Origin of the sequence: Pseudomonas sp. NFACC43, from assembly GCF_900119645.1 — a bacterium.
Classification (GTDB): domain Bacteria; phylum Pseudomonadota; class Gammaproteobacteria; order Pseudomonadales; family Pseudomonadaceae; genus Aquipseudomonas.
Map to the genome: position 1 here is coordinate 263,677 of NZ_FPKK01000001.1, position 13,834 is coordinate 277,510.

The following is a 13,834-nucleotide window of genomic DNA, read 5'->3' on the forward strand; positions in this document are numbered from 1 at the left end:
CTGGAAATGCCCGATGAACCCCACCGAAAGCCTCAAGGATTACAAGCGCGTACGCACGCTGGCGATTCGTTCGCTATTCGAGATCATCGAGCAATCCAGCGAAGGCACGGTCATCGTCGACCGCGATGCGAACATCGTCTGGATGAACGAACGCTATGCCCGGCGCTTCGGCCTGAACTCGGCGCAGGAGGCCATCGGTCGGGCATGCGAGAGCGTGATCCCCGGCAGTCTGTTGCGGGAGGTGGTGCGTACCGGGCGGCCGATCCTGCTGGACATGCAAGACACCCCCAAGGAACCCCTGGTGGTGATGCGCCTGCCAATCCACGACAGCGCGGGCGCGGTGATCGGGGCCATCGGCTTTGCCTTGTTCGACGAGCTGCGCAGCCTGTCGCCCATGCTCAAGCGCTACCTGAGCATGCAGCAAGAGCTGGCGTCCACCCGCTCACTCTTGCGGGCACGGCAGACCAAATACAACTTCGCCCATTTCATCGGCACCAGCAGCGCTGGCCTGGAGGTCAAGCGCCGCGCCCGACGCAGCGCCAGCACCGAATCGCCAGTGCTGTTGCTGGGTGAAACCGGCACCGGCAAGGAATTGTTGGCCCAGGCCATCCACAGCGCCTCGCCGCGGGCGCACAAGGCCTTCGTCAGCATCAACAGTGCAGCGATTCCCGAAGCGCTGCTGGAGGCGGAGTTCTTCGGCACCGCTCCTGGCGCCTTCACTGGCGCCGACCGCAAGGGTCGGGCCGGTAAACTGCAGATCGCCCAGGGCGGTACGTTGTTTCTGGATGAAATCGGCGACATGCCGTTGCCGCTGCAAAGCAAACTGCTGCGAGTGCTCCAGGAAAAGGAGTACGAGCCGGTAGGTTCCAACGAAGTACTGCAAAGCGATGTGCGGGTGATCGCCGCCACGTCCATGGACCTGGAAGCCGCCATCAAGCGCGGCGAATTCCGCGCCGACCTGTATTACCGTCTCAACGTGCTGCCGATCCAGGTCCCGCCACTGCGTGAACGCCTGGACGACCTGCCGGCCCTGAGCGAAGCGATCCTCGAAGAACTGCGCAGCCAGCACGAACTGGCCCCCGCCGCACTCGACCTGCTGGGGCAGCACGCCTGGCCGGGCAACATCCGGGAACTGCGTAACGTGCTGGAGCGGGCGGCGCTGCTCAGCGACAACCTGCTGCTCAGTGCCAGCGACATCCGCGCAGCCATCGGGACCTTCATCCCGGTAACGCGCCCAGCGGATATGGGCTTCGAACCCCAGCCCCAGGAAACCTTCAGCCAGGCCCGGGCACGCTTCGACCGGCATTTGATCGAAACCACCCTGGCGCAGTGCGGCGGCAAGGTGGTGGAAGCGGCCGAGCGGTTGGGCCTGGGGAGGTCGACGCTGTACAAGAAGATGGTGGCGTTGGGAATTGCAGAGTCTCAATAAAGAGACTCATATCTCTATAAATAGACAGCTCCTTGAGAAGCGCTTCGCGCGCATCGCGGGCAGGCTCGCCCCCACAGTGGACCGCACTTTTTCGACGAACACGGTCAACCTGTGGGAGCGAGCCTGCTCGCGATGAGGCCAACCCGGTTCACAAAAATCTCAAAATAGAGACAGAATTTGAAATCCGCTCAGCGCAATCTCATAATTTCCTTATATTTCAGTCAGTTACGCACCTGGCACAAAACTCGCTAAAGCCTCTCCCACAGTTTCATCACAACAATAACAATCCAGGAGACACACCATGAGTGTGATCATTGCCTTGGCAGCCCTCGCGCTGCTGATGGTTGCCGCCTACCGTGGCTACAGCGTTATCCTCTTTGCTCCCATCGCCGCCCTCGGTGCCGTCCTGCTCACCGATCCATCCGCCGTCGCCCCTGCGTTCACCGGGGTGTTCATGGAGAAAATGGTCGGCTTCATCAAACTGTATTTCCCCGTGTTCCTGCTCGGCGCCGTTTTCGGCAAGCTCATCGAGCTGTCGGGTTTCTCCCGTTCCATCGTGGCGGCGGCGATTCGATTGCTGGGCACGCGACAGGCAATGCTGGTGATCGTGCTGGTCTGCGCGCTGCTGACCTACGGTGGCGTGTCGCTGTTCGTGGTGGTTTTCGCGGTGTACCCGTTCGCCGCCGAGATGTTCCGCCAGAGCAATATTCCCAAGCGGCTGATCCCGGCAACCATCGCCTTGGGCGCGTTCTCCTTCACCATGGACGCACTGCCCGGCACGCCGCAGATCCAGAACATCATCCCCAGCACCTTCTTCAACACCACCGCCTGGGCCGCGCCATGGCTGGGGGTGATCGGTACGATCTTCGTGTTCAGCCTCGGCATGCTGTTCCTGCAGCGCCAGCGCAACAAGGCCCAGCGTGTGGGCGAAGGCTACGGGACCGAGCTGCGCAACGAGCCGGAAACCGCCGAGGACATCAAGCTGCCCAACCCGTGGATCGCCGTCTCGCCATTGCTGATGGTGGGCATCATGAACCTGCTGTTCACCCAGTGGATTCCCCAGTGGTACGGCAAGACCCACAGCCTGGCGCTGCCGGGCATGGCGGCACCGGTGACCAGCGACATCGCCAAGGTCACCGCGATCTGGGCGGTGCAGGCCGCGTTGCTGGTGGGCATCATCATGGTCTTGCTGTTCGGCTTCCACGCCATTCGCAGCAAGCTGGCCGAAGGCAGCAAGAGTGCCGTTGGCGGCGCATTGCTCGCGGCCATGAACACCGCCTCGGAATACGGTTTCGGCGCCGTCATCGCCTCGCTGCCCGGCTTCCTGGTGCTGGCCGACTGGCTCAAGAACATCCCCAACCCGCTGGTCAACGAAGCCGTGACCGTGACGCTGCTGGCGGGTATCACCGGTTCCGCGTCGGGTGGCATGAGCATCGCCCTGGCGGCCATGTCCGAGACCTTCATCAGCGCCGCCAATGCCGCCAACATTCCCCTGGAAGTGCTGCACCGGGTGGCATCCATGGCCAGCGGCGGCATGGACACCCTGCCCCACAATGGCGCGGTGATCACCCTGCTGGCGGTGACCGGCCTGACGCACCGTGAGGCCTACAAGGATATTTTCTGCATTACGCTGATCAAGACCCTCGCGGTGTTCTTCGTGATCGGCGTGTTCTACGCCACTGGTATTGTGTGAGGTCAACCATGACAACCCCTCTTTCGGGCAAGACCGCCCTGGTCACCGGCTCCACCAGCGGCATCGGCCTGGGCATTGCCTTGAGCCTGGCCAAGGCCGGCGCCAACCTCATCCTCAACGGTTTCGGCGATGCCTCGGCGGTGGTCGCTGAAGTCCGCAAGGCCGGCGTCAAGGTCGGCCATCATCCGGCGGATGTCAGCGACCCGGCCCAGATCGCCGACATGCTCGCCTACGCCGAGCGCGAGTTTGGCGGCGTGGACATCCTGGTGAACAACGCCGGTATCCAGCACGTGGCCGCCGTCGAAGATTTTCCCGTGGAACGCTGGGACTCGATCATCGCCATCAACCTCTCGTCGGTGTTCCATGCCACTCGCCTGAGCCTGCCCGGCATGCGCGCCAAGGGCTGGGGGCGGATCGTCAACATCGCCTCGGTCCATGGCCAGGTCGGCTCGGTGGGCAAGGCGGCGTATGTCGCGGCCAAGCATGGAGTGATCGGCCTGACCAAGGTGGTCGGCCTGGAAACCGCCACCAGCAACGTGACCTGCAACGCCATCTGCCCAGGCTGGGTGCTGACGCCCCTGGTGCAGAAGCAGATCGACGATCGCATTGCCTCGGGTATCGACCCGCAACAGGCCCAGCATGACTTGCTGGCCGAAAAGCAGCCGTCCCTGGAGTTCGTCACGCCGCCGCAACTGGGAGAACTGGTGCTGTTCCTCTGCAGCGAGGCCGGTAGCCAGGTGCGGGGGGCGGCGTGGAATATCGACGGTGGATGGTTGGCTCAGTAAGGTTATTTGCCCTTGTGTGGCGAGGCGATTATCCCCTCGCCGCAGAGCTGCCCTCTCACCACAGGATCGGTCGCTCTATAGTTTGTGTATGCATAAGAAAACAAGAGGCTCTCCCATGTCCGACATCCTCTGGCAACCCAGCCCCGAACGCATCGCCCAGTCGCGCATGAACGCCTTTCGTCTGTTCGTCAACGGACGGCACCACCTGCAACTCGACGATTATCCAGCCCTGCACGCCTGGAGCATCGATCAGCGCGAGGCCTTCTGGCAGGCCATCGTCGATTTCTTCGAGATCCACTTTCACCACCCGCCCACCGCCGTGCTGGTGGAAGGCCCGAAAATGCCCAGCGCCCGGTGGTTCCCTGGCGCGACGCTGAACTTCGCCGAACACCTGCTGCGCCGTCGGGACCGGAGCGTGGCCGTGGTGGCCATCGATGAGCGCGGCGACCAGGAGCGACTGACCTGGGCCGAACTCGCCGCTCACGTCGCCGGCCTGCAAAGAAGCCTGCAGGCTGCCGGTGTCTGCCAGGGAGACCGGGTCGCCGCCTGCATGCCCAACACCTGGCAGACCCTGGTGGGCATGCTCGCCACCACCAGCCTGGGGGCGATCTGGTCCTGCTCGTCACCGGACTTCGGTACCCAGGGCGTCATCGACCGCTTCGGCCAGATCGAGCCCAAGGTGCTCATCACCTGCGCCGGTTATCGCTACGCCGCAAAGACCATCGACCAGCGGCCCAAGGTCAACGAAATCCTCGAACGGCTGCCCTCGTTGCGGCAATTGATCGTGCTGCCCTATGCCACGCCGGACACCTGCGTCGCCGACTTCAGGACCCAGGCCAGCGTCGCGCTGTGGGACGATTTCTACCGGCCCGGCGGCGACCCGGTGTTCGTCAGCGTGCCGTTCGACCATCCGCTGTACATCCTCTACTCCAGCGGCACCACCGGCGTCCCCAAGTGCATCGTCCACGGCACCGGCGGCGTACTGTTGCAACACATGAAGGAGCATGGCCTGCATGTCGACCTCGGTCCCGAGGATCGCCTGTTCTACTACACCACCTGCGGCTGGATGATGTGGAACTGGCTGGTGTCCGCCCTCGCCGTCGGCAGCACGGTGGTGCTCTACGACGGCTCGCCGTTTCACCCCGGCCCCGAACGATTACTGGACCTCATCGACCAGCAACGCATCAGCGTGTTCGGCACCAGCCCCAAGTTCCTGGCCGCGCTGGAGAACCAGGGCCTGGCCCCCCGGCGCAGCCACGACCTGCGCAGCCTGAAAACCATTCTCTCCACGGGCTCGGCACTGGCGCCTCACAGCTACGACTATGTGTACCGCGACTTCAAGACCGATGTCTGCCTGGCCTCGATGTCCGGCGGCACCGACATCGTGTCGTGCTTCGTCAATGGCAACCCGCTGGCACCGGTGCGCCGGGGCGAGATGCAGGGCAAGAGCCTGGGCATGGCGGTGCAGGTCTGGAACGAGACGGCAAGCCCCGTGATCGGAGAAAAAGGCGAGCTGGTGTGCACCCGGCATTTCCCGGCGATGCCCATCGGTCTGTGGAACGATCCCCGACAGGAAAAACTGCGGGCGTCCTACTTCGCCCAGTTTCCCGGCGTGTGGTCCCAGGGGGATTACGCCGAAGAACTGCCCCACGGTGGCTGGCTGATCCACGGGCGCTCGGACGCGGTGCTCAACCCTGGCGGCGTGCGCATCGGCACTGCGGAGATCTATCGGCAGGTGGAAAAAGTCGAGCAGGTACTGGACAGCGTTGCCATCGGCCAGCAATGGCAAGGCGACGTGCGGGTGGTGCTGTTCGTGCGCTTGCGCGACGGTGTCCAGCTCGATGAACCTCTGGAACAACGGATCCGCCAGGTCATCCGCGCCAACACCACGCCACGCCATGTCCCGGCGAAGATCCTGGCGGTCAGCGACATTCCCCGGACCATCAGCGGCAAGGTGGTCGAGCTGGCAGTGCGCAATGTGGTGCATGGCGAGGCGGTGAAGAACACCGATGCACTGGCCAATCCCGAGGCCCTTGAGCAGTTTCGTGACCGACCGGAGCTTGCGAGCTGATCGTCAGGGTCTCATCGCGAGCAAGCTCGCTTCCACAGGGGGGCTGCCAGTCACTGGAGATCCACTGTGGGAGCGAGCTTGCTCGCGACGAACGATAACCCGATCAATCCATAAGCCCCCATTCACCCGCCGCCGGATCGGCCGGTGGCGTGGAGCCCGACTCGGCATGCAATTTCAGACGCAACCGCAGATTGTTCGCCGAGTCGGCATTCTTCAAGGCTTCTTCCTCATCGATGGCCCCTTCGACCACCAGGTTGAACAGCGCCTGGTCGAACGTCTGCATCCCCAGTTCTTCCGACTTTTCCATGATGCCCTTGAGCTCCCCCAGTTCGTTGCGCCGGATCAGGTCGGCCACCGTGGGCGAACCCAGCATGACCTCCACCGCTGCCCGCCGTTGCCCGGCGCGGGTACGCACCAGGCGCTGGGAAACGAACGCCTGGAGGTTGTTGCCCAAGTCGTTCAATAACTGCGGCCGGCGCTCTTCCGGAAAGAAATTGATCACCCGGTCCAGGGCCTGATTGGCGTTGTGGGCATGCAGCGTGGATATCACCAGGTGCCCGGTATCGGCGAAGGCCAGGGCATGTTCCATGGTTTCCCGGTCACGGATCTCGCCGATCAGCACCACGTCCGGTGCCTGGCGCAAGGTGTTCTTGAGGGCTGCGTGAAAGCTGCGGGTGTCGACACCGACTTCACGTTGATTGATGATCGACTTCTTGTGGCGATGGATATACTCCACCGGATCCTCGATCGTGATGATATGGCCGCTGCTGTTGCGATTGCGGTAATCGATCAAGGCCGCCAGGGACGTGGACTTGCCTGACCCCGTCGCACCGACGAACAGCATCAGGCCCTGCTTCTGCATGATGGTGTCCAGCAGCACACGGGGCAACTTCAGGTCTTCGAAGCGCGGGATATCCAGCTTGACGTTGCGTATCACCATCGACACGTCATTGCGCTGCTTGAAGATATTGACCCGGAACCGCCCGACACCGGCCAGGGAAATCGCCAGGTTCATTTCCAGTTCCCGATCGAACTCAAGGCGCTGTTCGGCGTCCATCAAAGACTCGGCGAGGCTGGCGATGTCGCCGACCTTGAATGGCTGGTTGCCCAATGGCTTGAGCACGCCCTCGAATTTGGCGCAAGGCGGCGCGCCGGTGGACAAGTAGAGATCGGAGCCATCCTGGCTCGCCAGGATTCGCAACAAGGGATCGATTTCCATGGACTGAAACTTCCGCGAGACATCAATGAGACAAGTTGACCCGAACCTGCAATCTTTCAGACCAACCCGCGCTTTCCTTTTTCAGAGAATAGTCGACGCGGCACCACACCCAGGGATTGCATGATGAACGCAACACCCGTCGGCAGCGGTACGCAGCATCTGCTCGCCCGGATGGACTGGGCCTCGACCCCGCTGGGCAGTACCCAGACCTGGCCCTGGAGCCTGTGCACCGCCGTGGACATCGTGCTCCACTCCCCCATGCCGATGAGCCTGTTGTGGGGGCCGCAACGGGTGCAGATCTACAACGATGCATTTTCCCGGCTGGCCGGTGACAAGCATCCCCAGGCCTTCGGCCAGCCGACCCATGCGGCATGGCCTGAACTGCGAAGCGTGACCGAACCGATTTACCACGGCGTGTCGCAAGGCCGCACGCATACCTGCCGCGACCAGCATTGGCGCCTGCCCTTCGCCGGCCGCCTGTGCGACCTGTGGCTGGACATGACCTACAGCCCCGTACACGACGAAAGCGGCGCCGTGGCGGGAATCCTGGTGACTGCCATCGAGACCAGTGAGCGACGCCGCCTGGCCCTGGAATTCGAGCGGCGTTCGCAGGCCAGCCTCAAGGCCCAGCAGGAAAGCGAAGAGCGCCTGCAACTGGCGTTGGCCGCAGCCGACGCGCTGGGGACCTGGGACTGGGACATCAGCGAAGACCGCTTCATCGCCGACGCCCATTTTGCCCTGCTCCATGGTGTCGATCCGAACCTGGCGCGCCATCTGCCCATCAGCGCCTACCTCGAAGGCGTGCATCCCGAAGACCGGGCCATGGTGGCCCGCAGTATCAAGCACTGCATCACCCACGGCAGCGAATACGCCGAGGAGTACCGCCTGCTGCAGCCTGACGGCCAATTACGCTGGGTATTCGTGCGCGGCCGTTGCTACAAGGACCGTCACGGCCGACCCAAGCGCTTCCTCGGCGCGGCCCTGGACCTGACCGAACGCAAGCGCACCGAACAGGCCCTGCGCCAGAGCCAGACCGAGTTGCAGCTGATCATCAATGCCATGCCGGTGCTCATCAGCTATGTGGACCACGAAGAGCGTTTCCGCCTGAACAACAGCGCCTATCTGGATTGGTACGGCCTCACGCCCCAGGAGCTGTATGGCAAGACCATTCGCGAAGTACTCGGTGACGAGGCCTACGCCGCGCGTGCCGAACAGATTGCCGGCGCCCTGGCGGGCAAACCCTGCAGTTTCGCCGTGCAGACCTCCCACCGCGACGGCCGGCCGCGTCACGCGTTGATCAACTACCTGCCCCGTCATGGCGCGGACGGTGCGGTGAACGGGTTCTACATCTTTGTGATCGACGAGACCGAACGCAAGAAAACCGAGGAAGCCCTGCGGCACCTCAACGAAACGCTGGAAGAGCGGGTCATCGCCCGCACCCAGCAGCTGGCCGAAGCCAATCATCGCCTGCAAAACGAGATGTTCGAACGCGAACGTGCCGAAGAAGCCCTGCGCCACGCCCAGAAGATGGAAGCCGTGGGCCAGCTCACCGGCGGCATCGCCCATGATTTCAACAATATGCTGACCGGCATCCTGGGCAGCCTCGACCTGATGCAGCGCTACATCGCCAATGGTCGCGCCGCCGAGATCGGGCGCTTTACCGAAGCGGCCATGTCCTCGGCCAACCGCGCGGCCGCCCTGACCCATCGACTGCTGGCCTTTTCCCGGCGCCAGTCCCTGGACCGAAAGCCGCTGAACCCCAACGACCTGGTGCGCTCGCTCGAAGACCTGCTCAGCCGTACCACCGGCGACCACATCGTGCTGAAACTGCAACTGGCCGCCGAGCTGTGGCCGATCAGCACCGATGCCAGCCAACTGGAAAACGCCCTGCTCAACCTGGTGATCAACGCCCGTGACGCCATGCCCGATGGCGGCGAACTGACCATCGAAACCGCCAACATCTACCTCGACGGCAGCGATATCAGCACCCTGGAACCGGTCAAGGCCGGGGACTATGTGATGATCGCCGTCAGCGACAACGGCAGCGGCATGACCCCTTCCGTCATGGCCAAGGCCTTCGACCCGTTCTTCACCACCAAACCCATCGGCCAGGGCACCGGCCTGGGATTGTCGATGATCTACGGCTTTGCCCAACAGTCGGGCGGGCACCTGAGCCTGGACAGTGTGCCAGGGCAAGGCACGCGGGTGCAGTTGTACCTGCCGCGACTGCACATCGCTCACACCGAGCAACCCGCCCAGGCCGTGACCATCGACGCGCCGGCGGCGATGGCCGGGGAAACCGTGTTGCTGGTGGAAGACGAACCGGCGGTGAGAATGCTGGTGCTCGATCTGTTGAAAACCCTGGGTTACGCCGCGCTGGAAGCCGAGGATGCCAAGGTGGCCCTGCCACTGCTGGAATCGAACCAACGCATCGATCTGCTGGTCACCGACGTCGGCCTGCCTGGCATGAATGGTCGTCAGCTGGCGGAAATCGCCCGTCAGCACCGACCCGGGCTGAAGGTGCTGTTCATGACCGGTTATGCGCAGAAAGCCGCTGAACGCCAGGGGTTCCTGGATCAAGGCATGGACATGGTGGCCAAGCCCTTCACCCTTGACCTGCTGGCCAACAAGATTCGGACGATGATCAGCCGCAGCGGCTGACTTGAGGCATAATCGCCGCCCCACCAACCCTCAGGTCGCCGCTGCAATGAAAGCCCAAGCCCGCCATATCCTGGTGAAAACCGCCGAAGAGGCCGAACAGCTCAAGCAACGCATCGCCAAGGGCGAAGCCTTCGATGTGCTGGCCAAGAAGTATTCCACCTGCCCTTCGGGCAAACGCGGCGGCGACCTGGGTGAAGTGCGACCGGGACAGATGGTCGGGGTGATCGATGCGGTGATTTTCAAGAAGCCGCTGCGAGTGGTGCATGGGCCGATCAAGAGCAAGTTCGGCTATCACCTGGTGCAGGTTTTCTACCGGGATTGAAACTCGAACCTGCTCTTGTGGGAGCGAGCTTGCTCCCACAGGTACAGTGCGCCACTGGTTATTCTGGCATCAACGCCCCGGGCACCTGGATCACTCGGCTCGCCAACAGATGCCCCGCCTCCGCCGCCTCCGCCGCAGTCCCCCCCAGCAAACGGCTCGCCAGGTAGGCGGCACTGAATGAGTCTCCCGCCGCCGTGGTGTCCACCACACGCTCGACCCGTTGAGCGGGAATCTCATAAGACTTGCCATCGCAACGAATCAGACACGCCTCGGCACCGCGCTTGAGCACCACTTCCGGCGTACCGAACTGCCCATAGGCGGCGAATACCGCGTCAGTGTCCGCATACCCGAACAGTGCCTGCTCGTCTTCCACCGTCAGCAGGGCCAGTTCCACATAGGGCAGGACGCTGCGATACGCCGCCCGCGCCGCCTCGATCGAAGCCCAGAGTCTTGGCCGGTAATTATTGTCGAACACCACCTGGGCCCCGCGTCGACGAGCTTCGACCAGGGTTTCGACGAGTTTGCCTCGCCCCTGCTCCCCGAGCACCGCCAGGGTGACGCCGCTGAAATACAGCACATCGTAATCCGGCAATGCCGCCAGGATCGGTGCGGCGGCCGGCGTGGTGAAGCAATCGCGCACCGCCGCTTCGTTGCGCCAGTAGAGGAATCGCCGCTCCCCCGCTGCATCGGTCTGGATGCAATACAGACCCGGCAGGCGTCCAGGCAAGCGCTGGACCCGTTGCAGGCCGATGTTTTCTTCGGCCCAGCGCTCACACATGGCATCGCTGAAACTGTCGTCGCCCAAGGCGGTGACGTAATCCACCGCGCCCCTGTCACCCATGGCGCGGGACAGGTACACCGCGGTGTTCAGAGTATCGCCGCCGAAGCTTTGCAGCAGGCTGCCATCGGCGCGCTGTTGCAGTTCGATCATGCATTCGCCGATCAGGGCGATGCGGGGTCTGGGGTGGTTCATGGGTAATCCTGATGGTTCGGTGGTGTCTGCCAGGCCGCTATCGCGAGCAAGCTCGCTCCCACAATGGCTTGTTGTGAATACAAGCGCTGTGATCGCCTCGATCCCCTTGTTGGGAGCGAGCTTGCTCGCGACAGCCGCGACTCGATCTCAAGCCTTAGAAGCAAGTCTCCATGCTCTCGATCACCCGCAACTGGTCATCCACCAGGCACCCTACCCGCCATTTGTCGAACGTCAGGCACGGATGTGAAGTACCAAACGAAATGATGTCGCCCACACGCAGCTCAACCCCCGCCGCCACACTCATGAACGCATGTTGGTCCATCACCGCCGTCACCTTGCAACCGCTGACGTCGTCACCCGCCACCGCGTCCGACCCGGGCTTGTAGCGCTTGAGCGGCACCGGCAGCCCGGCATCGTAGGCCACGTCGCGCTTGCCCAGGGCAATCACCGCGAAACCCGGCTCCGGCAGCGATTGCACGTGGGCCCAGACCTCCAGGGCCGGACGCAGGCCTTCGTGCAGGTCGCTGCGCCGTTCCAGCACGCAACACTGCGCTTGCTTGTAGATGCCGTGGTCATGGGCCACATAGCTGCCGGGACGCAGCACACTGAGGAAACGGCCATGGGCATTGCGGGCTTCGAAGGATTCGGCGATCAGGTCGTACCAGGCCGACCCCGAAGCCGTGATGATGGGTTTGTCGATGGCGAACGCGCCGCTGTCCTGCAACTGCATCGCCAGGCCCACCAGGGACTCGGCGAATCCGCGGATGCCGCTGACGGCATGGTCGCCGTGAATCACGCCTTCGTAACCCTCGATACCGGTCAGCGCCAGCGCCGGTTGCGCCTGGATCGCCTCGGCCAGGGCCAGCACCTCGGCCTCGCTCCGGCAGCCGCAACGACCGCCCACGACGCCGTATTCGATCATCACGTTCAGCCGCGCCCCGCGGGAAGCGAAGTACGCGCCCAGGTCCGCGACATTGTCGGGATGGTCCACCATGCAGTGGAATTCGAACGCCGGATCGGCCAGCAGGTCGGCAATCAGCGCCATGTTCGGCGTGCCCACCAACTGGTTCGCCATCAGCACCCGACGCACGCCATGGGCGTAGGCGGCACGGGTCTGTACGGCGGTGGCAAGCGTCATGCCCCAGGCACCGGCCTCGAGCTGGCGGCGAAACAGCCCGGGGGTCATGCTGGTCTTGCCGTGGGGCGCCAGTTCGGCACCGCTGCCGCTGACAAATGCCTGCATCCAGCGAATGTTGTGCTCCATCGCCTCCCAATGCAGCACCAGTGCCGGCAGGCTGACATCACGCAGCAAGTGCTGGCCGACAGTGGCGGCACCTTTTTCGACGACAGCGTCATGGATGGCAGAAGACATGTTCGAACTCCTCACGCGGCCGCGATCAGCCGCGACGATCTATTCATTGATACGACGGGCCAGGTTGTTGGCGCTTTCGATCAGCACCCGGCGGTAGTCGGCGTAGTTGTTCCGGGCATCGGCCCGAGGGGCGACGATGCACAGGGTCGCGATGGCCACGCCGTCCGGGTCTTTGACCGGTGCGGCGAAGCAGTGGGTAAACGTGTCGGCGACACTGTCGAAGGAGAAGAAGCCATCGAGGCCGGCCTGGCGGATTTCCTTGAGGAACTGCTCCAGGGGCAGGCGCTCGCCATCCGGCAGGATGAAGTCGTCGGGATCGATCAGGTCGACGATCTGCTGGTCGCTCAGGTGCGCCAGCAGCAGACGGCCCGAGGCCGTCCAGGGAATGGGCGCGTTTTCGCCGATGTCCGATGAAATACGGAAATGCCGCTCGCCTTCCTTCATCAGCGCCACGGTGTATTTGCGCCCGTTGAGCAGGCACATCTGTGCGGTTTCCCGGGTCTGGCGGACGATCTCCTGCAAGGCGTGATCGGCCTCGCGGCTGAGATCGAAGTGCCGCAGATGCGCCTGTCCGAGAAAATACAACTGGCGGCCCAGGTAAACGTGGCCTTCCTTGCCCACCGGTTCGAGGATGCGCCGCTCCAGCAGCGACGCCACCAGTTCGTAGACCGTGGACTTGGGGCTGCCGATGCCACTGGCAATGTCGTTGGGACGCAGCGGCTGGCCGATTTCCTTGAGGAAATCGAGTATATCGAACGCCCGATCCAGTCCTCGGGCCCGGCGCTTGATGGTGTCTTCGGTCATGTCTTCGGTTCCCAATCAGTTCGCCGCGAGTGTAACCAGACCACGGCCTGTCCACAGCTCTTGTAGCGAGGGGATTTATCCCCTCGCCACAAGGACCTCATTTTTTCCTGTAGGCGATGCAATCGATCTCGACCTTGCAGTCGACCATCATGCTCGCCTGCACACAGGCCCGGGCCGGGGCGTGCTCGGGGCTGAAGTATTCGCCGAACACCTTGTTGAAACTCCAGAAGTCACGCGGGTCATCCAACCACACACCGCAGCGCACCACATCCTTGAGCTCGTAACCGGCCTCTTCGAGGATGGCGATCAGGTTCTTCATGGTCTGGTGCGTCTGCTCGACGATCCCGCCGGCGACGATCTCGCCGTTCACCGCTGGCACCTGTCCGGACACATGCAGCCAGCCGTCGGCCTCGACGGCGCGGGCGAATGGCCGTGGCTGCCCGCCACCCGCGGTGCTGCCGGTCCCGTAGCGCTTGATGCTCATCAGTGGTTCTCCTTGCTTGTC

At 63.3% G+C, this 13,834-nt stretch carries 11 protein-coding genes; 6 read left to right on the forward strand and 5 right to left on the reverse strand.

Translation table 11 applies throughout. The features are described from left to right. The first annotated feature begins 13 nt into the window (after positions 1-13). From BT179_RS01090 to BT179_RS01105, 4 genes are all read left to right on the forward strand, one after another. On the forward strand, positions 14-1,429 hold the full coding sequence (locus BT179_RS01090) for a sigma-54 interaction domain-containing protein (protein ID WP_072394446.1): 1,416 nt from the start codon (positions 14-16) through the stop codon (positions 1,427-1,429). A 301-nt stretch (positions 1,430-1,730) separates the two neighbouring features. After that, a complete protein-coding gene (locus BT179_RS01095; RefSeq protein WP_072394443.1) occupies positions 1,731-3,122 on the forward strand; it encodes a GntP family permease in 1,392 nt (463 codons plus the stop codon). 8 nt (positions 3,123-3,130) lie between these two features. Next, positions 3,131-3,907, forward strand: a complete 777-nt coding sequence (hbdH, locus tag BT179_RS01100) for a 3-hydroxybutyrate dehydrogenase (RefSeq protein ID WP_072394440.1) — start codon at positions 3,131-3,133, stop codon at positions 3,905-3,907. Positions 3,908-4,022: 115 nt separating this feature from the next. Further along, positions 4,023-5,978: an acetoacetate--CoA ligase gene (locus tag BT179_RS01105; RefSeq protein WP_072430457.1), complete on the forward strand. Its 1,956-nt coding sequence runs from the start codon at positions 4,023-4,025 to the stop codon at positions 5,976-5,978. A 103-nt stretch (positions 5,979-6,081) separates the two neighbouring features. Here BT179_RS01105 and BT179_RS01110 read toward each other — a convergent pair whose 3' ends face one another. Continuing rightward, a complete protein-coding gene (locus BT179_RS01110) occupies positions 6,082-7,197 on the reverse strand; it encodes a PilT/PilU family type 4a pilus ATPase (protein WP_072394434.1) in 1,116 nt (371 codons plus the stop codon). Positions 7,198-7,320: 123 nt separating this feature from the next. On the opposite strand from BT179_RS01110, the gene BT179_RS01115 reads away from it, so the two are divergent. Then, positions 7,321-9,858: a hybrid sensor histidine kinase/response regulator gene (locus BT179_RS01115; protein WP_072430456.1), complete on the forward strand. Its 2,538-nt coding sequence runs from the start codon at positions 7,321-7,323 to the stop codon at positions 9,856-9,858. A 46-nt stretch (positions 9,859-9,904) separates the two neighbouring features. After that, complete coding sequence (locus tag BT179_RS01120; protein WP_003182808.1) at positions 9,905-10,180, forward strand: peptidylprolyl isomerase; 276 nt, start codon at positions 9,905-9,907, stop codon at positions 10,178-10,180. A gap of 58 nt (positions 10,181-10,238) precedes the next feature. Here the strand turns inward: BT179_RS01120 and BT179_RS01125 are convergent, their stop codons facing one another. The 4 genes from BT179_RS01125 to BT179_RS01140 form a co-directional block, all read right to left on the reverse strand. Next, positions 10,239-11,153: a sugar kinase gene (locus BT179_RS01125; RefSeq protein WP_072430455.1), complete on the reverse strand. Its 915-nt coding sequence runs from the start codon at positions 11,151-11,153 to the stop codon at positions 10,239-10,241. 154 nt (positions 11,154-11,307) lie between these two features. Beyond that, positions 11,308-12,525: an amino acid deaminase gene (locus BT179_RS01130; protein WP_072430454.1), complete on the reverse strand. Its 1,218-nt coding sequence runs from the start codon at positions 12,523-12,525 to the stop codon at positions 11,308-11,310. Positions 12,526-12,564: 39 nt separating this feature from the next. Next, on the reverse strand, positions 12,565-13,329 hold the full coding sequence (locus BT179_RS01135) for an IclR family transcriptional regulator (protein ID WP_072394421.1): 765 nt from the start codon (positions 13,327-13,329) through the stop codon (positions 12,565-12,567). Between the two features lie 97 nt (positions 13,330-13,426). Further along, positions 13,427-13,813 (reverse strand): RidA family protein, encoded by a 387-nt coding sequence (locus BT179_RS01140; protein ID WP_072394418.1) that lies wholly within the window; start codon positions 13,811-13,813, stop codon positions 13,427-13,429. Positions 13,814-13,834: the final 21 nt, after the last annotated feature.

Excerpts from the sequence above, each read along its gene's own strand:
- BT179_RS01090 (WP_072394446.1), top strand. The coding sequence starts at position 14 with ATGAACCCCACCGAAAGCCTCAAGGATTACAAGCGCGTACGCACGCTG.
- BT179_RS01095 (WP_072394443.1), top strand. The coding sequence starts at position 1,731 with ATGAGTGTGATCATTGCCTTGGCAGCCCTCGCGCTGCTGATGGTTGCC.
- hbdH (WP_072394440.1), top strand. The coding sequence starts at position 3,131 with ATGACAACCCCTCTTTCGGGCAAGACCGCCCTGGTCACCGGCTCCACC.
- BT179_RS01105 (WP_072430457.1), top strand. The coding sequence starts at position 4,023 with ATGTCCGACATCCTCTGGCAACCCAGCCCCGAACGCATCGCCCAGTCG.
- BT179_RS01110 (WP_072394434.1), bottom strand. The coding sequence starts at position 7,197 with ATGGAAATCGATCCCTTGTTGCGAATCCTGGCGAGCCAGGATGGCTCC.
- BT179_RS01115 (WP_072430456.1), top strand. The coding sequence starts at position 7,321 with ATGAACGCAACACCCGTCGGCAGCGGTACGCAGCATCTGCTCGCCCGG.
- BT179_RS01120 (WP_003182808.1), top strand. The coding sequence starts at position 9,905 with ATGAAAGCCCAAGCCCGCCATATCCTGGTGAAAACCGCCGAAGAGGCC.
- BT179_RS01125 (WP_072430455.1), bottom strand. The coding sequence starts at position 11,153 with ATGAACCACCCCAGACCCCGCATCGCCCTGATCGGCGAATGCATGATC.
- BT179_RS01130 (WP_072430454.1), bottom strand. The coding sequence starts at position 12,525 with ATGTCTTCTGCCATCCATGACGCTGTCGTCGAAAAAGGTGCCGCCACT.
- BT179_RS01135 (WP_072394421.1), bottom strand. The coding sequence starts at position 13,329 with ATGACCGAAGACACCATCAAGCGCCGGGCCCGAGGACTGGATCGGGCG.
- BT179_RS01140 (WP_072394418.1), bottom strand. The coding sequence starts at position 13,813 with ATGAGCATCAAGCGCTACGGGACCGGCAGCACCGCGGGTGGCGGGCAG.